This window comes from Streptococcus parasanguinis (genome assembly GCF_001073155.1).
GTDB classification, from domain to species: Bacteria; Bacillota; Bacilli; order Lactobacillales; family Streptococcaceae; genus Streptococcus; species Streptococcus parasanguinis_D.
The window spans coordinates 1-20,371 of record NZ_JVEE01000015.1; the positions used below are offsets into that span (position 1 = coordinate 1).

Annotated in this window: 14 protein-coding genes, 1 pseudogene and 1 other annotated feature; of the genes and pseudogenes, 1 reads left to right on the forward strand and 14 read right to left on the reverse strand. The window is 42.3% G+C overall.

Annotated features, from left to right (window positions below):
• A pseudogene (locus ADH92_RS01145) lies at positions 1-183 on the forward strand (tryptophanyl-tRNA synthetase); the annotation flags it as partial.
• 240 nt (positions 184-423) lie between these two features.
• Here the strand turns inward: ADH92_RS01145 and rplL are convergent.
• The 14 genes from rplL to dapB all read right to left on the reverse strand — a co-directional run bounded on the left by rplL (position 424) and on the right by dapB (position 20,367).
• On the reverse strand, positions 424-792 hold the full coding sequence (rplL, locus tag ADH92_RS01150; protein ID WP_003016256.1) for a 50S ribosomal protein L7/L12: 369 nt from the start codon (positions 790-792) through the stop codon (positions 424-426).
• A 75-nt stretch (positions 793-867) separates the two neighbouring features.
• Positions 868-1,368 carry a 50S ribosomal protein L10 gene (gene rplJ / locus ADH92_RS01155; protein ID WP_003001722.1) on the reverse strand — a complete coding sequence of 167 codons (501 nt, stop codon included), beginning with the start codon at positions 1,366-1,368 and terminating at the stop codon, positions 868-870.
• 38 nt (positions 1,369-1,406) lie between these two features.
• Positions 1,407-1,541 (reverse strand) — a sequence feature (ribosomal protein L10 leader region).
• Positions 1,542-1,602: 61 nt separating this feature from the next.
• Positions 1,603-2,400: a formate/nitrite transporter family protein gene (locus ADH92_RS01160; protein WP_024055609.1), complete on the reverse strand. Its 798-nt coding sequence runs from the start codon at positions 2,398-2,400 to the stop codon at positions 1,603-1,605.
• A gap of 156 nt (positions 2,401-2,556) precedes the next feature.
• On the reverse strand, positions 2,557-3,261 hold the full coding sequence (locus tag ADH92_RS01165) for a glucosaminidase domain-containing protein (protein WP_049496201.1): 705 nt from the start codon (positions 3,259-3,261) through the stop codon (positions 2,557-2,559).
• A 149-nt stretch (positions 3,262-3,410) separates the two neighbouring features.
• Positions 3,411-4,013: a ribosome biogenesis GTP-binding protein YihA/YsxC gene (gene yihA, locus ADH92_RS01170; protein WP_003016353.1), complete on the reverse strand. Its 603-nt coding sequence runs from the start codon at positions 4,011-4,013 to the stop codon at positions 3,411-3,413.
• 11 nt (positions 4,014-4,024) lie between these two features.
• The gene (gene clpX, locus ADH92_RS01175; RefSeq protein WP_049496205.1) at positions 4,025-5,257 is read right to left on the reverse strand and encodes an ATP-dependent Clp protease ATP-binding subunit ClpX; all 1,233 of its coding nucleotides are present in this window, start codon (positions 5,255-5,257) and stop codon (positions 4,025-4,027) included.
• 208 nt (positions 5,258-5,465) lie between these two features.
• Positions 5,466-5,975 carry a dihydrofolate reductase gene (locus ADH92_RS01185; RefSeq protein ID WP_049496209.1) on the reverse strand — a complete coding sequence of 170 codons (510 nt, stop codon included), beginning with the start codon at positions 5,973-5,975 and terminating at the stop codon, positions 5,466-5,468.
• 146 nt (positions 5,976-6,121) lie between these two features.
• Entirely contained in the window at positions 6,122-13,819 is a 7,698-nt protein-coding gene (locus ADH92_RS01190) for a CshA/CshB family fibrillar adhesin-related protein (protein ID WP_080978944.1), read from the reverse strand.
• Positions 13,820-14,022: 203 nt separating this feature from the next.
• Positions 14,023-14,862, reverse strand: a complete 840-nt coding sequence (locus tag ADH92_RS01195) for a thymidylate synthase (RefSeq protein WP_049496212.1) — start codon at positions 14,860-14,862, stop codon at positions 14,023-14,025.
• Between the two features lie 90 nt (positions 14,863-14,952).
• Complete coding sequence (locus ADH92_RS01200) at positions 14,953-15,912, reverse strand: ROK family glucokinase (RefSeq protein WP_049496215.1); 960 nt, start codon at positions 15,910-15,912, stop codon at positions 14,953-14,955.
• 86 nt (positions 15,913-15,998) lie between these two features.
• A complete protein-coding gene (locus ADH92_RS01205) occupies positions 15,999-16,517 on the reverse strand; it encodes a hypothetical protein (RefSeq protein ID WP_049496218.1) in 519 nt (172 codons plus the stop codon).
• Positions 16,518-16,526: 9 nt separating this feature from the next.
• Positions 16,527-18,395 (reverse strand): ABC-F family ATP-binding cassette domain-containing protein, encoded by a 1,869-nt coding sequence (locus ADH92_RS01210; protein ID WP_049496222.1) that lies wholly within the window; start codon positions 18,393-18,395, stop codon positions 16,527-16,529.
• Positions 18,392-19,603: a CCA tRNA nucleotidyltransferase gene (locus ADH92_RS01215; protein ID WP_049496225.1), complete on the reverse strand. Its 1,212-nt coding sequence runs from the start codon at positions 19,601-19,603 to the stop codon at positions 18,392-18,394. The genes ADH92_RS01210 and ADH92_RS01215 overlap by 4 nt, the downstream gene beginning before the upstream one ends.
• A complete protein-coding gene (gene dapB, locus ADH92_RS01220; RefSeq protein ID WP_049496226.1) occupies positions 19,600-20,367 on the reverse strand; it encodes a 4-hydroxy-tetrahydrodipicolinate reductase in 768 nt (255 codons plus the stop codon). The genes ADH92_RS01215 and dapB overlap by 4 nt, the downstream gene beginning before the upstream one ends.
• Positions 20,368-20,371 lie beyond the last annotated feature (4 nt).

The window sequence follows — 20,371 nt, forward strand, 5'->3', positions numbered from 1 at the left end:
TTCACTAGCTTTTTAGACTACGTGAGTTTCCCTGAATCAATCTCAAAATTAATTGAAGAAGGCTATGCTGATAGAAGAAATCAACTAGATGAATACATTGATTTTGCACTTCATCATAATTTAATTACTTTTCAAAATAATATTATCCAAGCTACTGATCTTGGTTTAGCTTGGGTCTGGTAGGCATATGCACCAGTTGAAGGCAATGATTGGATTTAGGTTAAAATAGCACTATAATTTCTGCATATCATAAAACTAACAAAAGAATTATAGTGTCTATTTTGTTGTAGAAAAAAATCCCCGCCAAGATCTAACTTGGCGGGGATTTGGTGGGGAATAACTCCCCTATTTAAGATTTAAATCACCTTTAGCAATTCTTAACCTTAATATACTAGGCTTTCGCATTCAATTTGCGTTACTCTATTATTTAAGAGTAACTGAAGCTCCAGCTTCTTCCAATTTAGCTTTGATTTCTTCAGCTTCAGCTGTAGCAACACCTTCTTTGATAACGCCAGGTGCACCATCAACAAGTTCTTTAGCTTCTTTAAGACCAAGACCAGTGATTTCACGTACAACTTTGATAACGCCGACTTTCTTGTCGCCTGCAGATGTCAATTCGATATCGAATGAATCTTTAGCAGCACCTGCGTCAGCAGCACCAGCTGCAGCAACAGCTACAGGAGCAGCTGCAGTTACACCAAATTCTTCTTCGATAGCTTTTACAAGGTCGTTCAATTCAAGGATTGAAGCTTCTTTAATTTCAGCAATAATGTTTTCAATGTTCAATGCCATTGTTATTTCCTCCAAATAAGTTTTTAATTTTAAATTTTTATTTTTTGTAGCTAGGCTACGCTGCGTAGCTTAAGATTAAGCTGCGTCTTCTTTGTTGTCTGCAACCGCTTTGACTGCAAGAGCAACGTTGCGCACTGGCGCTTGAAGTACAGAAAGGAGCATAGAAAGAAGTCCTTCGCGGTTTGGAAGAGTTGCAAGTGCAAGAATCTCTTCTTTAGATGCGACAGCGCCTTCGATTGCACCACCTTTGATTTCAAGTGCTTCAGCGTCTTTTGCAAAATCATTCAAGATTTTCGCAGGTGCGATAACATCTTCGTTAGAAAATGCTACTGCAGAAGGTCCAACGAATACAGATGCAAGATCTTCAAGACCAGCTTTTTCAGCTGCACGACGCAAGATTGAGTTTTTGATAACTTTAAACTCAACTTCGCTTCCGCGAAGGTTGCGACGGAGAACTGTATCTTGCTCAACTGTCAAACCGCGAGAATCTACAACGACGATAGATGCAGCAGCTTTCATTTTTTCAGCTACTACGTCAACAAGTTCCGCTTTTTTAGCAATAATTGCTTCACTCATTAGTGTGTTCACCTCCGTAATTATTTTGCTTGGGGAATTTTTCCAAAAGAAAAACGCGCCCAAACCTAGACACGAAAGTACAATACGCTTCTTTTAATTGATACGTTTTGTCCTCGGTAGGATTTTTATGAGTCGAGCTCCCCTACTGTCTTAGGCAGTTTTTTCAAACCGTAAACTAGTCTATCACATTTTAAAAAAGAATGCAAGTACTTTTTCAAACTTTTTTTATATTTTTTAATCGTTGTAGAGACTCTTGATGTTATTCAACCAAGCATAGGCTAGTCCCATGAGGACTCCTCCTCCTACCCAGTTGGCAAAGAAGGTGACACCATAGTGACGTAATATATTTAAAAATTCAAAATGTGGCAATTGGCTAGAAACTGGATTAAAGCTTAATAATGAGAAGGAAGCAAAATTAGCCGCCAAGTGTTCATTGGTCATAAAGACAAACATATAAATAGCAGAGAGAGCTAAGAGCACCTTCGCTGTTTCATCTTTGAAATATAAATAAGAAAGGATAGCAATATTTACAAAGATATTGGCAATAACCCCTTCAAAGAATACCACTTGATTGCTTCGTTGGAGTTTATTTTCTGCTACCGTAGCCAGGAATCCTTTTGGATCAATATGAGCAAAGGCTGTTGTTTGATTGAACAGAAAAGCTACGATCAAAGCACCAATTAAATTAAAGAAGGTACAATAAAGAAGAATCTCCAATGCTTTCTTCCAATGGATCTTCTTTAGATAGGTTCCCGCTGTCAAATACATCATATTTGAGGTGGTTAATTCCGCATTTAAGAATAAGAGGTAAACCAAGCCCCAGGCAAAGATGAATGGAAATAGAAAACGACCCGATCCAGGTACAAAGGTATTTAATAAGTCAGCTGCAACAGCTCCGACCGCAGTACTTAAAGTGAGAAATCCACCAGCAAAAATAGAACGGACTGCATAGCGCGTTTTAGATTTCTGATAGAGATCTTCCTTCTTATTACACGCCGCTCCAACTTTTTGAATAAAATTAGATTCAGACATAATATTCTCCTTATATAATGTTTGTGAATAAAATCATTATAACATAGAGAGAAAAGAATGAAAAGGTTTTCAGGAAGAATTCTTAAATTTACAACATATACGTTTTAAATCATATAGCAAGACATAATAAAAAACAGGCAGATGCCTGTCTTAGTTTTAATAATTTAAACGGTTCGCCCAAGCGATATCCAAATTCAAGATTTCTTGTGAAGTGAACTGTTGGCGATATGGATTGTATACGGAACCTGTAATACCACCTTGAACATTTGGTGAATCGTATTGAGTTAAATTATAGGTTTCAATGATGTTATTAAGTTTTGCATAGTAGCTTGTGTCTGTCGCATAAACACCTGTCAAAGCTGCAGTTGCATCTTGGTAACTAGAGGTGTTGCTCTTCCAAGCACCTGCAAAATGTCCTTGTTTCAATACAGCTACGTAATCTTGCAATGATTCGTAGTAAGATGGGTAAGAACGAAAAGCATCATTAATTATATACGCATTTCCTGCACCGTCATCTTCCCAAGTTTGCATCACTGCGGATTGACCAGCATAACTTCCTTTAATACCGAAAAGGTTGTAATGTGGATAAGAAGACAAGCCAGACTGACCTGAACCACTTTCAAGGATGGCTTGTGCGATCATAACGGAAGCATAAAGGTCATTCTCTTGACCGAGCTGACGAGCTGACTCACCAATTTGTGAGATGAAAGCTTCAGTAGGGTCTGAATAAGCTTGGTAAGTTCCATCATTAGCACCAACTGATGTGACGTGTTCGCTCATAGCAGCAGCAAATGTCCCCACTGCTAATACAGAAACGAACAAACCAAATAATTTCGCTTTATTCCGTATTTTCTTTTTCATAATATAATTTATCTCCAATTAATTTTTTATCATCTTTTATCTTTATAGAGATTATACCATATAAATAGAAGATAACAAAGGCACTTATATTACACTTGTATTACAATTGCGAGATAAATCCAAAACAAAAATGACATTTTCATGTCATTTCAATTTATTTCGTAAAACGCATTTTCTAAAATAGCATCCCATGACTTCTCTAGTCCTTCCCTGGTTACAGAAGAAAAGACAATAAAGGTGTCAGCAGGATCAAAATCTAGTTTTTTCTTGATGATCGATTCGTGTTTGTTCCATTTTCCACGCGGAATCTTATCTGCCTTGGTAGCAACTAAGATCACAGGAATCTCATAATATTTTAAGAACTCATACATCTGGACATCATCTGCTGAAGGTTCGTGACGAAAATCGACTAGGCTAACGACTGCTTTTAAGTTCTCACGGCTGGTGAGGTATTCTTCAATCATCCGTCCCCACTTCTCGCGTTCTTTTTTAGAGACACGTGCATAGCCATAACCAGGTACGTCTACCAAGCGGAGTTTATCATCAATATTGAAGAAATTGAGCAATTGAGTTTTTCCTGGTTTGCCAGATGTTCTGGCCAGGTTTTTTCGATTTAAGAGAGTATTAATAAAAGAAGACTTGCCGACATTGGATCGACCGGCAAGTGCAACTTCTGGAATTTCATCTTGAGGATAATGACTCTTATTTGCAGCGCTTAAGAGGATATCCGCATTATGTGTGTTAATTTCCATATTTTATCTTTCTAGGCTGTTTCGAGAATTGGTTTTTCAGTTCCATCTACAGCTTCTTTTGTAATTCGAACAAGTTTGACATCTTCTTGACTTGGAATTTCAAACATGACATCCATCATCGTTTCTTCGATAATGGAGCGAAGTCCACGAGCTCCTGTTTTTCTTTCGATAGCTTTATTGGCAATCTCTTGAAGGGCTTCATCATCAAATTCCAATTCAACGTTATCATAAGAGAGCAAGGTTTGGTATTGTTTTACCAAGGCATTGCGTGGCTCTTTGAGAATACGGACAAGATCGTCAACTGTCAATTGCTCAAGAGCAGCAAAGACTGGAAGACGTCCGATCAATTCTGGGATAATCCCGAATTTTTGAATATCTTCTGCAACGATTTCTTGCATGTAAGAGCTTGATTCATCAATGGCTTTATTGTTTTTACCAAAACCGATGACTTTTTCACCAAGACGTTGTTTGACAATTTCTTCGATCCCGTCAAAAGCCCCACCTACGATGAAGAGAATATTCTTGGTATCCACTTGGATCATCTCTTGTTGTGGGTGTTTGCGTCCACCTTGAGGTGGGACACTAGCGACGGTTCCTTCGATGATCTTCAAGAGAGCTTGTTGCACTCCTTCACCAGAAACGTCACGAGTGATAGAGACATTTTCACTTTTCTTAGCGATCTTATCAATTTCATCTACATAGATGATGCCTCGTTCTGCACGCTCGATGTTAAAATCAGCTGCTTGAAGAAGTTTCAAGAGAATATTTTCAACGTCTTCTCCTACATAACCAGCTTCTGTCAAGGCTGTTGCATCTGCAATGGCAAATGGGACATTCAAGCTACGTGCTAAGGTTTGGGCCAAAAAAGTCTTACCTGAACCAGTAGGGCCAATCATGAGGATGTTTGATTTTTGCAATTCAACATCTGTCTCGTCTTCGCGCGTATCGTGGAAGTTGATGCGTTTGTAGTGGTTGTATACCGCTACAGCAAGAGCACGTTTAGCCCGATCTTGACCGATGACGTAGTGGTTCAAGATATGGAGCAATTCGATTGGTTTTGGAACTTCACTAAGGTCAGCAAGTACTTCTTCAGCAAGCTCCTCGCGGATGATTTCTTGAGCTAACTCTACACATTCATTACAGATAAACGCATTGTTTCCTGCAATGATTTTTTGGACTTCATCTTGACTCTTTCCGCAAAATGAGCAATAAACCATCATATCATTGTTTTGATTCGTTGGCATGTATTTCCTCTTTCTGTCATTTTCTGTTTCTATTTAGTTTAAAATAAGGTCATGTAAAAGGCGTGAATGGAATTCACAAGATTGGTAAAAGCATTTAGTAAGAATAATATAGCGAGGCCAAACCGTTTTTTACGAAAGGTTTGTAAGGCGCAAATCAAACAGATGACACATAGGACAGCTGTAAAAAAACCAAAGACACTTCGCTCCATTAGTCTAAATCCTTTCTCTTATAATAGTTGACCGTAAAATCATATGAGTTCTTCTCATCTTTCGGATGATGGACTTGACGGACTCTTTCATAGCGGTTCTCTTCAAATGTTGGTGCCAATGTATCGCCCTCAATCTTTGCATGAATCATGGTCTGGATCAATTCCTCTAACTGGTCAGAGAAGAGCTTTAAAATCTGACTGCCACCGATAATGTAAAGATTCTTCTCTTGGTTCTGGTACCACTCCAAGACTTCTTCCTTGCTGTGCATGACGAGTACAGCATCATTTTCAGGATCATAGGCTTGATCTTGCGTTAAGATAATACTAGTCCGACCTGGTAGAATCCGTTTTTTCATACCATCAAAGGTCACTCTTCCCATGAGAATCGCTTGTCCCATGGTTGTTTCTTTGAAATGCTGAAGCTCAGCTGGCAGATGCCAAGGCATCACTTGGTCCTTTCCGATAATGCCATTTTCAGTTTGAGCCCAGATACCAATTATCTTTTTCATTCTCTCATCCTTTACACTGATACTTCTATTTTATCAAATTTTCTTATAAAAGACTGATTTCAACTATCTAGTTTGGAGGATATTTTTTAAAATACAAACAGAAAAAACCGCGAGATTTTCGCGGTTTTTCTTAGCCACAAGTTAGCTTAGTCTTCTTTTTTGCGTTTTGCAAATCCGAATAATGAGAGACCTGCTAAAGCGCTAAAGATTGCAAGACCAGCAGTAGAAGATTCTTTTGTTCCTGTGTTTGGAAGTTGTGCAGTAGGATTTTGTGGATCGATATACTTCACTTCTTCTTTCGTTTCTGGAACGACAGGAATAGTTGGTTCTTCTGGTTTTGGTTGTGGAGTAGGTTGCGGCTGTGGCTCTGGTGTCGGAGTTGGATCCGGCATTGGAGTTGGTGTCACAGTCTTCTTGTAGATATGTTGAGTGTTTCCATCTTTATCTACAACAGTCTTCACGAAGTCATAACCTGGGATATCTTTCTTCGGTTGTTCCCCATCTTCTGTTGGGTTACCTGGGATTGGGTCCCCATTTTCGTCTACATATGAAGTCGTCACTTTTTCATAGACGTGTTCAGTATCACCATTAGGCAATTTCTTGGTTTCCACAAAGCGGTAACCTGGAATTTCAGCTTTTGGCTCTTCTCCATCAACTGTAAGATATCCTGGGATTTCCTTACCTTCTTTATCAACAAATTTAGTGATTGGAAGAACAGTTGGTGTGTAAGTTGCAGAAGCTTTTGTTCCGTTCACATCTTCACGAACCACTGTCACTGCTGGTGCAGTTCCTGTAAATTCAGGTTCTGGTGTGAAGGTTACAGTTCCGTCTGCTACCACTGTGTAAGTACCAACTCCTGGAATAGTCTTAGTTGTTGAACCATCGTCAAATGTAGCTGGAACATCATCATTCATTGGAACACGGCTATCGCCTTCCTTGAATGCTGGTTTACCAGATTGTTCTTTACCTTTTGGTCCAATAGTTGTAGCTGGTTCTGCTGTTGGTATTACCGGAGTTACAGTTGGTGTGTACTTAGCTGTAACTGGTGTACCGTTCTTGTCAACACGTTTAACAGTCACGCCTGTTCCTGTTCCTGTGAATGATTTTTCTGGTACAAATGTAACTGTTCCATCTGGAGCCACTGTGTAGGTTCCTTCGCCTGGAATTACCTTAGTTGTTGAACCATCTTCAAAGGTTGCAGGTGTATCATCATCCATTGGTACATCTGGGTTACCTGGTGTGAATGTTGGTTTGCCTGTTTGTGTCTTACCTTGGATGTCTGTAGATGTTGCTGGCTCAGCAGTTGGTGTTACTGGTGTTACAGTTGGTGTGTAAGTTGCAGTAACTGGTGTACCGTTCTTATCAACACGTTTCACTGTTACGCCTGTACCTGTTCCTGTGAATGATTTTTCTGGTACGAAGGTTACGGTTCCGTCTGGAGCAACTGTGTAAGTTCCTTCACCTGGAATGGTCTTCGTAGTTGAACCATCTTCAAAGGTTGCAGGTGTATCATCATCCATTGGTACATCTGGGTTACCCGGTGTGAATATTGGTTTGCCTGTTTGTGTTTTACCTTGGATATCTGTAGATGTTGCAGGTTCAGCAGTTGGTACGACCGGTGTAATCTTAGGTGTGTAGGTTGTTTCTACAGCTGTTCCGTTAGCGTCTTTAGCTTGAACCTTAACTGGAACGACTTCACCTGAGTAAGATTTATCAGTTGGTGTGAAGGTCACAACACCTGTTTCTTTATCAACAGTGAAGGTACCGATCACATCACCTGATGGTGATTTCGCTTCTACTGATGCTGCTGGCTGACCATTTTCGTCAAGAAGAGTAATGGTATCCTTGTCGATTGGTGCAACTGGGTCACCTTCAGTGAAGGTTACAGTTCCAGTTTGAACCACACCTTGAGGTGCTTCTGATTCAGCAGGAGTTGCTGTTGGTGTTACTGGTGTCACAGTTGGTGTGTACTTAGCTGTAACTGGAGTACCGTTCTTATCGACACGTTTCACAGTTACGCCTGTACCTGTTCCTGTGAATGATTTTTCCGGTACGAAAGTAACAGTTCCATCTGGAGCTACTGTATAAGTACCTTCACCTGGAATAGTCTTGGTTGTTGATCCATCTTCAAATGTTGCAGGTGTATCATCATCCATTGGGACGTTTTCATTACCTGGTGTGAAGGTTGGTGTACCTGTTTGCGTTTGACCTTGTTTGTCAGTAGATGTTGTATCTTCTGAAGTTGGTGTAACTGGTGTTACGGTTGGTGTATATGTCGCGGAAGCTTTGGTTCCGTTCATGTCTTCACGCACAACTGTTACCGCTGGTGCAGTACCAACAAATGATTTTTCTGGTACAAATGTAACTGTTCCGTCTGCTGCTACTGTGTAGGTACCAACGCCGTCAACTGTCTTAGTTGTTGAACCATCATCAAATGTTGCTGGAACATCATCGTTCATTGGCACACGGCTGTCGCCTTCAGTAAATACAGGCTTACCAGTTTGTGTCGCACCTTGGATATCAGTTGTTTCAGCTGGTGTCGCTGTCGGTGTGACAGGAGTTACAGTTGGTGTGTAGGTTGCAGAAGCTTTTGTTCCGTTCATATCTTCACGGACAACTGTGACTGCTGGTGCTTTACCTGTGAATGATTTCTCAGGGACAAAGGTTACAGTTCCGTCTGCTGCTACTGTGTAAGTACCAACGCCATCAACTGTCTTGGTAGTTGAGCCATCGTCAAATGTTGCTGGAACATCTTCATTGATTTCTACTGTTTTCTCAACGCCATCAACTGTTACGGTTCCGCCCTTGAATTCAGGTTTACCTGTTTGAGTAGCCCCTTGAATATCCGTTGTTTCAGCTGGTGTAGCTGTTGGAGTTACTGGAACAATTTCAGGTGTGTAGGTTGTATCTACCTTGATGCCGTTTGAGCTTTCAGCTTGAACCTTAACAGGTGTAACTGCACCGGTGTATGATTTATCAGTTGGTGTGAAGGTTACTTGTCCAGTTGCTGGATCAATTGAGTAAGTACCGATTTCAGTAGTACCGTCTGCCGCATAAGCTGGTGTGCTTGTTACTTCATTACCATCATTATCCAAAAGTGTGTAGCTATTATCTTTAATGGTGATAGCTTTATCTTGACCACTAACTTGAACAGTTGCACCTTCAAAGGTTGGTGTACCGGTTTGAGTCGCGCCTTGAATATCTTTAGATGTAGCTGGATTAGCTGTTGGAACAGCTGCTACAACTGTTGGTGTGTAACTTGCGTCTGAAGTGATGGTTGAAGCCTTACCGTCTGCATTGGTAATTGTTGCAGTTGCTTGGACTTTCACGCCAGTTGCAGTTCCGACAAAGTCTTTTTCAGGTGTGAAGGTTACTGCTCCTGTAGTTGGATCGATTGTGTAAGTTCCTTCACCTGCTACTGTTACAGTTGTTTCATCGGTTGGTTGACCTGTTGCAGGGTCAATCAATTTCTTACTTGTAATTTGAGCAGTTTCATCATCACTCAATGCAAATGTAGGAGTTTCTGTTTGAGGAACATTTTGAATATCCTCAGAAACTTTATTTGTTGGAGTAAGAGTAACTGGATTTACAGTTGGTGTGTAAGTCGCAGATGCTTTGGTTCCGTTCTTGTCTTCACGAACAACGGTTACGGCTGGTGCAGTACCAGTAAAGCTTGGGTCTGGAACAAATGTAACAGTACCGTCTGCTGCTACTGTATAAGTACCAACGCCATCAACTGTCTTAGTTGTTGATCCATCGTCAAATGTTGCAGCAACATCATCATTCATTGGTACACGGCTGTCGCCTTCAGTGAATACAGGCTTACCAGTTTGTGTAGCACCTTGAACACCTGTTGTTTCAGCTGGAGTTGCTGTTGGGGTTACTGGTGTAACTGTTGGTGTGTAAGTTGCTGAAGCCTTAGTTCCGTTCATGTCTTCACGAACAACAGTTACAGCTGGTGCTGTACCGATGAATGTTTTTTCAGGAACAAAGGTTACGGTACCATCTGCAGCTACAGTGTAAGTACCTACACCATCTACAGTCTTCGTAGTTGAACCATCATCGAAGGTTGCTGGAACATTTTCATTGATGGCAACTGTCTTCTCAACACCATTAACAGTCACTGTTCCACCCTTGAATTCAGGTTTACCAGTTTGTGTAGCACCTTGGATATCTTCTGTTTCAGCTGGTGTTGCTGTCGGTGTGACAGGAACGATTTCAGGTGTGTAAGTTGTATCCACCTTGATGCCGTTAGAACTTTCCGCTTGAACCTTGGCTGGTGTCACTGCACCAGTGTAAGATTTATCAGTCGGTGTGAAGGTCACTTGACCAGTTGCTGGATCAATTGAGTAGGTACCGATTTCAGTAGTACCATCGGCAGCATAAGCTGGAGTAGTTGCTACTTCGTTGCCATCTTTATCCAAAAGTTTATAGCTATTTTCTTTAATGGTGATCTCTTTATCTTCACCATTTACTTGAACAGTTTTTCCTGCAAAGGTTGGTGTACCGGTTTGAATCGCACCTTGGATATCTTTTGAAGTTGCAGGTTTTGCTGTTGGAACAGCTGCTACAACTATTGGTGTATAAGTTGCATCAGATGTGATAGTTGCAGTCTTACCGTCTGCATTGGTAATTGTAGCAGTTGCTTGAACTGTCACACCAGTTGCAGTTCCAACGAAGTCTTTTTCAGGTGTGAAGGTCACTGCTCCTGTAGTAGGATCGATTGTGTAAGTTCCTTCACCTGCTACTGTCACCGTTGTTTCGTCAGTCGGTTGGCCAGTTGCTGGATCTACCAATTTCTTGCTTGTGATTTCAGCAGTCTTATCGCTACTCAAATCAAAGGTTGGTGTTTGGGTTTGAGGAACGTTTTGAATGTCCGCAGAAACCTTGTTTGTAGGAGTCACTGTGATTGGAGTAACTGTTGGTGTGTATTTAGCTGTTGCTGTCTTAAGGTATTCATCACGGACGGTACCGTCTTTATCTTTTCCGACAGGAGCTGTTACGGATACGGTAACACCTTGAGCTGTACCTGTGAATCCTGGTTCTGGAACAAAGGTTACTTTACCAGTAGCATCATCAATGCTGTATGTTCCTTCGCCTGCTACTGTTACAGAGGTTGCATTGGTTACTTGACCAGTCGCTGGGTCCACCAATTTAGCAGGATATTCCAAGCTTGGAGTGACAGAGATCTTTTCGCCATTAGCATTAGTTGTAGTTGTGTTAAAGGTTGGTGTACCGGTTTGAGTAGCACCTTGGACATCTGTCGAAGTCTTATCTACCCCTTCAATATCCGTTGGTGTAACAGTTGGGATATAAAGACCATCCATGGTATTTAAAACAGTATCTACATTGGCTTCATCAGCTGGGAATTTTGTTGACCAACCTGTATCGTAGCCATTGCTGTCTGTACGACGGATAGAGATACCGTCAGCTGTTCCAAGGAAGTGATCTTCAGGAATGAACTCAACATCCACAGAAGTTCCGTTTGGAGTGATCTTGTACTTCCCTTGACCAGCTACAGCATAGTAGCCATCTGCGCCAGGTGTAACGACTTGCCCTGTACGGTTATCTATCATTTGTGGAGCTACTGTTTCATCAATTTTTGCTGGCTCAGTTAGGCTATAGCCTTGCAAACCACGAGCGGTAAAGGCTACAGTTGCAGTTTGCTTCGCACCTTGAAGGCCAGTTGTTTCTTTAAATTCCCCTTTTGGTGGGTGGGTGATTTGAGTCTTGAAGTCCTCAACTTCCCCTGAGAAGGCCATACCGGTTGGGCTTTCAATTTCTTTAGCATTCTTAGCGATACGGATCCGAACACCCAATTCATTGACACTAGGATCAATATAGGTTTTACTCTTTGTAAATCTTAACGTAGCCGTTCCATCTTGGGTAATGGTTGTTAAATCAGACCGTTCATCTTCATCGAAGGTTCCATTTTGATTAAAGTCAACCCAACCATAAATATTGGCTTGAGGCGCCCCGTCTGTATGAGCTTCAACAGTAATCGTATAATTCCCTGGTTTTGTACGATCCATCTTGATCAACTCATTGGTTTTTCCTTTGAGGTCATTCGGAAGCAATTGGTCGATTCCTTCATCAGCTGTCGTCGCTTTATCATCACCGGTCCAATCAAGAGCATTATTTTCATCCATATCAGGACTCAAGTGACCAAGATAAGGTTGGTTCACTTTCTTACCAGTAATTCCATCTACAGTTGCAATTGAATGAACTGCCTTGCCGTATGATTCAGGAGCATCTCCTTCATCAAGTGGGAAGAAACCAAGCATGGCTGATTGTTTACCTGAAGATGCAATATACAAGCCAACTTCGGACGCTCCACGTGTCATAACAAGGGGAACAGCAGCAATACTTGAAATATTTGGTCCAAAGACCCCAGTTCCGAGACCTGCAGTTGTTAAATCAGCACTTCCAAAGTACTTCCAAGCAACCGCTTTTTTATCTGGCCCCACTTGATCTGAGCGTTGAAGTAGGTCAAGGTTCGTCCTATAGTAATTCATGCCATCTATTTTAGTGGCAGGGTTTGGACCAAATAAATTGTCTGTATCTTGTGGAATATAAGTTTTAGTAGATTTATTTCCATTTTTATACCACTCACCAATGTGTTGCCAACCTGAACCGTTTGTGGTGAATAGTACCATTTCACCAGGGTTAGCGGACTCACCATCCGCCATGACAATGGCAGGTTTGACCACTTTTCCACGGAAGGTCGCAGAAACTTCAAACTGAACACCGATATTCCCACCTTCAAGTTCTGAACTGATAGTAGTTTTCTTAGTTGTACCAGTGTCAATACCTTCTTTTTTAATTTCAGTCCAACGGTTTTGAGCTTCGGCAATAACTTTAGCTTCTTCACCAGCAGTAAAAGCTTCTCTCGTAGCAGGTGTATTAGTCGCTTTCCCATAACCATTTCTTGCATTTGGATCATAGGTCGCTTTTTCAGCAGCCGTCGCTCCTCGGTCTTCTAAACGCTTTTTGTAGATTTCAGTTGCTTGGAAGGGTTTCAAAGATTTTACTTTGATGGTAACCACATAACCCGGCATAATTTCCTTAGTATAGGTAGCCCCAACTTGGAGAGCAAGGTCACCTTTTGATGTTGTTGTAGTTCCTGTCCAGTTAGCTACATCGCCAAAGTCCAACCAAGAGATTTGACTCGCCAAATCAGCTGCTTTTACATCTGTTGTAAATCCTGGTTTTTCTACCTTTGGAGTTGAAGTTGCATCGACAACATCATCCCCAATCAAGTTTGGATCATTTGCGTCACCGACAGCACGACGACTACGTTTTTTACCAGAAGTTTGGGCTGTCTCTTCTGTTGCTACTGCATTGTTAGTTGTTACACCTTGTCCAGATGAAAGAGTTGTTGCTTCTTTTTTATCTGCAGTTGTTGAAGCTGCTTCTGGCGCCTTATTTTCTGGCGTAGCTGCTTCTAGGCTTGGTGCAGTTGATGTTGCTGGTGCAGTTGAGGCAGCGGATGCTGCTGTGCTTGTGCTACTTGCTTCACTAGTTGAAGCAGGTGCTGTTGATGTTGCTGCAGCAGTTGAAGTCTCTGGTGCAGTGACTGCTGCGTTTGCATCATAAGTTGTAGCTGCTGTACTAGTTGTTGCAGCGGTTGATGCTGCTGAAGTAGCTGTTGAAGTTGCGGGCGCTTCTGACGCTGTTGCAACTGCTGCTACACTTTCACTTGTCGTATCTGTCTTTTCTTCTGCGGCTGCACTTGCGGCTGTCCCAACCATGACAAGTGTTCCCAATAGTACAGAGCAAACACCCACATTCAATTTACGAATTGAGAATCTGCTAATACGATCATTAAATAAGTCTTTCCCCATCTAATGGACCTCCATATTTATCTATAAATTAACATTCTTTTTAAAATTGTTTAGTTTTTTCCAAACCTTATTTATTTTAACAAAACCCGAACGATTCTCAAAACATTTTGTCTCAAAAATGAGTAAAAATTTTTAGCTAAAATTGTTTTAATTCTGAAAGGATTTCACCCATAGATCAGGGCATCAAAAAACTTGATTTATTACTAAATGGCAAGATCGAACTTCAACTGTGGCTTCACTGGATCGTAATCGACCAGTTCAAAATCTTCTGGTTTGATGTCAAAGAAATTGGTTCCATCTGGTACATTCAAAACCAAGTGCGGTTGGCAATCAGAGGGCTCGCGACGGAGCAATTCCTCTGCTTGTTCAAATTGGTTGTCATAGATGTGAAGGTTATTAATGAAGTAAAAGAACTTCCCAACCTTCCAGCCAAAGTGCTTAGCAATCATCATCTGTAGGGCTACATACTGCATAGCATTAATATGGTGAGCCACCAACATATCATTCGAACGCTGGGTCAAGGTTGCATCTAGATAAATCTCCCCATCCACGCGCCGCACGTCAAACATGGTCTGAAAAGCACAGGGCAAGAGTCCGTCTGTCTCCTCAAAGGCATCATAATCCCAGAGCGAGATGATATTGCGGCGATTCCAAGGATTGGCTTCTAATTGTTTGAGGATCTTATTCGTAATGTCATGCTTTTTGACAACAGCTCCATAGCGCTGACCAATCGTCCGGCTATCTCCCACTTCCCAGTCATTCCAATAATGGACATTGTACTTGTCTTCTAAAAGATCCAATCTATTCGACTGATCCTGGTAGATCCAGAGCATCTCTTTGATGGCTGATTTAATCGCGATGGGACGAAGGGTCGTGATAGGGAACTCACCTTTTGCAAGGTCGAATTCCATAAAGGCTCCTGTGATGTACTTGGAGTTGGCCGTTCTACCATCCTTGTACTTGGGACGGGCTTGCTCTGACCAAACCCCTTCTTCCATGATTTTTCGAATGTTTTCTTTAAAAATTGTATCTGCTTTTGTCATATACTCTCCTTGAATCCAGTTTTGTCTTCATTATATCACAGGAGACAGAAAAAAAGGAGATCCCAGCACGAGCCAGATCTCCATTTCATCTTATTGTAATACAAGGGATGCAGCACCGATGACACCGGCATCATTTCCCAAAGTTGCAAGTGCCAATTGAGTAGATTCACGCACTTGTGGGAATGAGTTTTCTTCAAAGACCTTGCGCACACCATCCAAGAGGAAGTCTCCAGCAGCGGAAACCCCACCACCGATAACGATCTTAGATGGGTTCAAGGTTGAACCGATGTTGGCAGCAGCAAGTCCAAGGTAACGTGAGAAGTTCTTGTAGACGATCAAAGCAAGAGCATCGCCTTCTTTTGCCAGGTCAAAGACCGTTTTAGCTGTTACTTCTTCACCGTTGTCGATCAAGACTTTCAATTGAGAGTCCCCTTCGTACTCATCAGCATAACGACGAGTCAAGTTGACGATACCAGTTGCTGAGGCAACCGTTTCAAGACAGCCTTTTTTACCACAGGTACATTGGATTGGATCATCAAAGTCAACAGTGATGTGACCAAGCTCACCAGCAGCTCCACGTACACCGTGCAAGAGACGACCTTCAGCGACGATCCCACCGCCGACACCTGTACCAAGGGTCATGAAGACAACATCTGGTTGGTTTTCACCAGCCCCTTTCCAACGTTCACCCAAAGCAGCAACGTTGGCATCATTATCGATAAAGAATGGAATATGAAGGGCAGTTTCGATCTTTTCTTTGACTGGTTGAAGGATCTTCCAGTTCAAGTTGTAGGCACCGATAACTGTACCTTTTTCACGGTCAACGACACCAGGTGAACCCATTCCAATTCCTTGGAACTCAGAAGCATCAAGTTCAAGCATTTTCAAACGATGCGCGATGGATTCGATCATATCATCTACGATATGGCTACCTTCATCCAAGATATTTGTTTTAATAGACCATTTTTCTTGAACTTCCCCATCCAAAGTAAGGATGGCAAACTTAATTGAAGTTCCCCCAAGGTCAATCCCAATAATTTTTTTAGACATCTGTAACTCCTTTCAAACTTGTAAACACTTACAGATCTATTATATCAGACTTTTTATCAAACGCAAAGGTTTGCACGTAACTTTTCTTAACTTTTTAACAAGAGACTAAAGGATTGAAATCCTAGAATGAGGAAAATCAAGCCAATAATATTTAACAGAAAGACACTTATCGAGAGTGGACTAACGATTAAGAATAAGCCGATGAAGAGCTGTAGCAAGGCAAAGAAAATATAACGCTTGGACAGTTCCTCAACATTCCTCGAGTAGAAATTGGCTTTTCGGAAGTTTAAAATCGAACGATAGATCAGCCAAATTCCTAAGGTAACTGGAAAGACAATCGGCAAGGTCTTGTAGCCATAGAGCAGTAAATAGACCGCAAAAACCAAGGCGACCATACTGTGAAAGAGCTGTTGCTGCTGGATGATACCAGCTTGACGCAATCGGTAATAGCGTGAAAAACGCGAAAGGGAGATTAAAAAGAAACCACAGGAAATCAACCAGCTAAAAGAGCCGATGTGCTCAATTGGATTGATAAACAAGACAATACCGATAATGGTAAAAATAGTAGCTGAAATCCCAAGGGATATCCGGTTTAATTGATTCATAGGGCCTCCTTATTCATCTAATTCACTCAGGTATTCATAGCGATCGTACTTCTCAAGCAATCGCTCATTTTCCTGCTCCAATTCCTTTTGAAGGGCTGACAATTTGCCAAAGTCAGAGCCGTTTTCATTCATCTCCACTTCAATCTCTGCAATCCGATTTTCAATGGCTTCGATATCTGCTTCAATGCTCGCCCACTCCTGCTTCTCCTTGTAGCTCATGCGCTTCTTCTCTTCTTTTGGCTTAACAGGTTTTTCTTTTTCAACCTTCTGACTAGCCGTTACCTGGGCTGCTTCAAAGGCTTTTTCATCTAAATAATCCGTATAATTGCCAAAGAACTCCCGAATGCTCCCATTTTCGAAAGCCAGGATCTTGCTTGCCACCTTGTCCAAGAAATAGCGGTCGTGGCTAACGGTAATAACGGGACCTCCAAAGTTTTGAAGGAAGTTTTCCAAAACTGTCAAGGTGGCGATATCCAAGTCATTGGTCGGCTCATCGAGGAGAAGCACATTGGGTTTTTCAATCAAGAGTTTTAAGAGAAAGAGCCGCTTCTTCTCCCCACCGGAGAGTTTTTCAATCAGGGTTCCGTGCATGAAACGTGGGAAGAGAAATTGCTCTAAGAGATCTGCAATTGATGTCGTTCCAACGGTCGTCTTTACTTCCTCAGCAACTTCCTGGAGGAAATTAATCACGCGCTTGCTCTCATCCAGCCCATCAATCTGTTGAGAGAAATAAGCCACCCGCACAGTTTCCCCGATAATGACTTGCCCAGACTGAGGCTGTAGTCGCTCAGCGATCAGATTGAGCAGGGTGGACTTGCCGACGCCATTATCCCCAACGATCCCGATGCGGTCCTTGTTTTGCACCAAGAGGTTAAAGTCCTGTAAAATCGGCTTGTTTTCAAAAGCAAAACTCACATCTTTAAACTCGATGACTTTCTTTCCGATTCGGCTGGTCTCAAAGTTCATCTCCAAATCCGTCTGGTTGCTTTGACCAGACAAGTCTTGCTTGAGATCATGGAATCGATTGATCCGCGCCTGTTGCTTGGTCGCACGCGCCTGAGGTTGACGCCGCATCCAGGTCAACTCCTGCTTATAGAGTTGCTGCTTCTTATGAAGAAGGGCCGCATCACGCTCATCCTGCTCAGCCTTTAAGCGGACATAATCCTGATAGTTGCCCTGATACTCGATCAAGCTAGCTCGATCCAACTCAAAAATCCGTGTCGAGATATTATCCAAGAAATAGCGATCGTGGGTAATGAAGAGCACGGTTTTCTTAGAGTTCTTCAAGAAATTGGTCAACCATTCGATTGTATCAATGTCTAGGTGGTTGGTCGGCTCATCTAGTAAGAGCAGATCGTGGTGAGATAGCAAAACCTGTGCCAATTGCACCCGACGACGCAAGCCCCCAGATAGATCCCCAACTTTGGCATTCAAGTCTTCAATCCCAAGTTTTGAAAGGACTGTCTTGACCTGACTCTCGATCTCCCAAGCATTGAGCGAATCCATCTCCGCCATGACCTTTTCAAGACGTGCTTGGTTCTCTTCTCGGTAATCCGCCATCAAGAATTCATAATCTCGAATCAGTTGCATTTCACGTAAATCGCTAGATAGCACCGTATCCAGAACCGTCTTTTGATCATCAAAGTCTGGTTCCTGCGTCAAATAGCCAATTGTATAATCACTCTTGGCAGAAAAAGGACTCACATCTCCATCAAAGCCAGAGCGACCCGACAACACATCTAACAGCGTAGTTTTTCCAGTCCCATTGACCCCGATCAATCCGATCCGATCCAAGTCGTGAATGATAAAGGAGATCTCACGAAAGACGGTCTTATCTCCGACAGATTTGGTTAATTTATCGACAATAAAATCGCTCATTTTTCCTCCTCTTTTGCTTGCTGGATATAGGCGATGATGGCCTCTTTCTCATTGGCCAGTTTCCCATCGACAATGGCATATTCAATTTTTGTCAAAATCTCTCCCAAGGCTGGACCTGGTTGAAAGCCGTAGTCTTTGATCAGCATACCACCATTGACCACCACTTCATGCTTATCATGAATGGTCAAGCTATCATAAACGCGCTCAATGGCCAAATAATCCACACTCAAGGCATACGCTTCACGGAGCTCTTCAGCCACTAGCAACAAAGGCTTCTCATACTTGTAGCAGGCACGCTTGTCTAGACTTCCTTTTCCTCGGAGCTTTAGAATCTCCACGATCTGCTCCACCGTCTTGGCAAACTCTCTAGACGTCTTCCATTTCTTAAAGAATTTTGGAATATCTTGAATCTCTAGTGCTAAGACCAAAGCAGACCAGGCTTGCTCAGAAGTTGAAAAGGTATATTCCAACTCTATGTCAAACAAACGCTCGATCGCTTCTTTACGATCCTTCATCTCTGGCAGATAGTGATAGGCTCCACTGGCTAGCATGGCCTCCAAGCCTTGTCTCCAGTATGGGGAAAGCAAGAGTTTATCAAACTCGATGAAGGTACGCTCTACTGAAATCTTCTCTAGTAAGGGAGCACACTCCTTCATAGCATCAAAGGTTGCCTCATCTAATTCAAAGCCGAGACTGGCTTGAAAACGAAAGCCTCGCATGATCCGGAGTGCATCTTCGTTAAACCGTTCGTGAGGAAGCCCAACCGCCCGAAGGACCTTGTTTTCCAAATCTTCTAGTCCATGAAAGAGGTCAACAATTTCTCCTTTTTCATTTAAGGCAAAGGCATTAACCGTAAAATCACGACGCTTGAGGTCTTCTTCTAGCGAGCGTACAAAAGACACGGAGCTTGGACGGCGATAATCGACATAGACATCCTCTGTCCGGAAGGTCGTAATTTCATATTCTTGACCATTTTCAAGAACCAAGACGGTCCCGTGTTCGATACCGATATCTACTGTTCGATCAAAAATCGCCTTTGTTTCCTCTGGATAAGAGGAGGAAGCGATATCGACATCGTGAATCGGACGATCCAGGAGAGCATCTCGAACAGATCCTCCCACAAAATAAGCCTCAAAACCAGCTGCTTTAATCTTCTCTAATATTGGTAAAGCCTCCTGAAACTCAGAAGGCATCTTTTTTAATCTCATAGTAAGTGTTCCAAACCATAAACAAGCTCATGACGCTTGACAACTTCTTTAATCCCTAGATTTACTCCTGTCATGAAGGAACCACGATCATAAGAATCATGACGGAGAGTCAAGCCTTCGCCTTGGCTACCAAAAATCACCTCTTGGTGAGCCACTAGGCCAGGCAATCGAACCGAATGGATGCGCATCCCTTCAAAATCTGCCCCTCTTGCTCCAGGCATCAACTCTTCTTCATCTGCTGCACCTTGCTGGATTTTTTCGCGCTTCTCAGAGATCAGCTCAGCTGTCTTAATCGCTGTTCCACTCGGTGCATCTTTCTTCTTATCATGGTGCAATTCGATGATTTCCACATTTGGGAAATACTTGGCCGCTTGCGCTGCAAATTGCATCAAGAGCACAGCTCCAATAGCAAAGTTCGGAGCAATCAAGCCACCCAAATCCTTTTCACGCGAAAGGTCTGTCAATTCTTGGATCTGCTCAGGCGTGAAGCCAGTCGTTCCCACAACAGGAGCAAAGCCATTTTCAATTGCAAAGCGAGTATTCTCGTAAGCAACCTTTGGCATGGTAAAGTCCACCCAAACATCTGCTTCAAGACCCACGACATCTTCTTTGCGGTTAAAGATAGGGACCCCTGCGACGTCAGTCTCATCTGTGAACGGATCGATCAAGCCAGCTAATTCTAGCTCAGGATCTTCAGAAACCATCTGGTAGGCTGCTTGTCCCATTCTTCCCTTGAAACCTGCGATAATGACTTTAATGGACATAGAA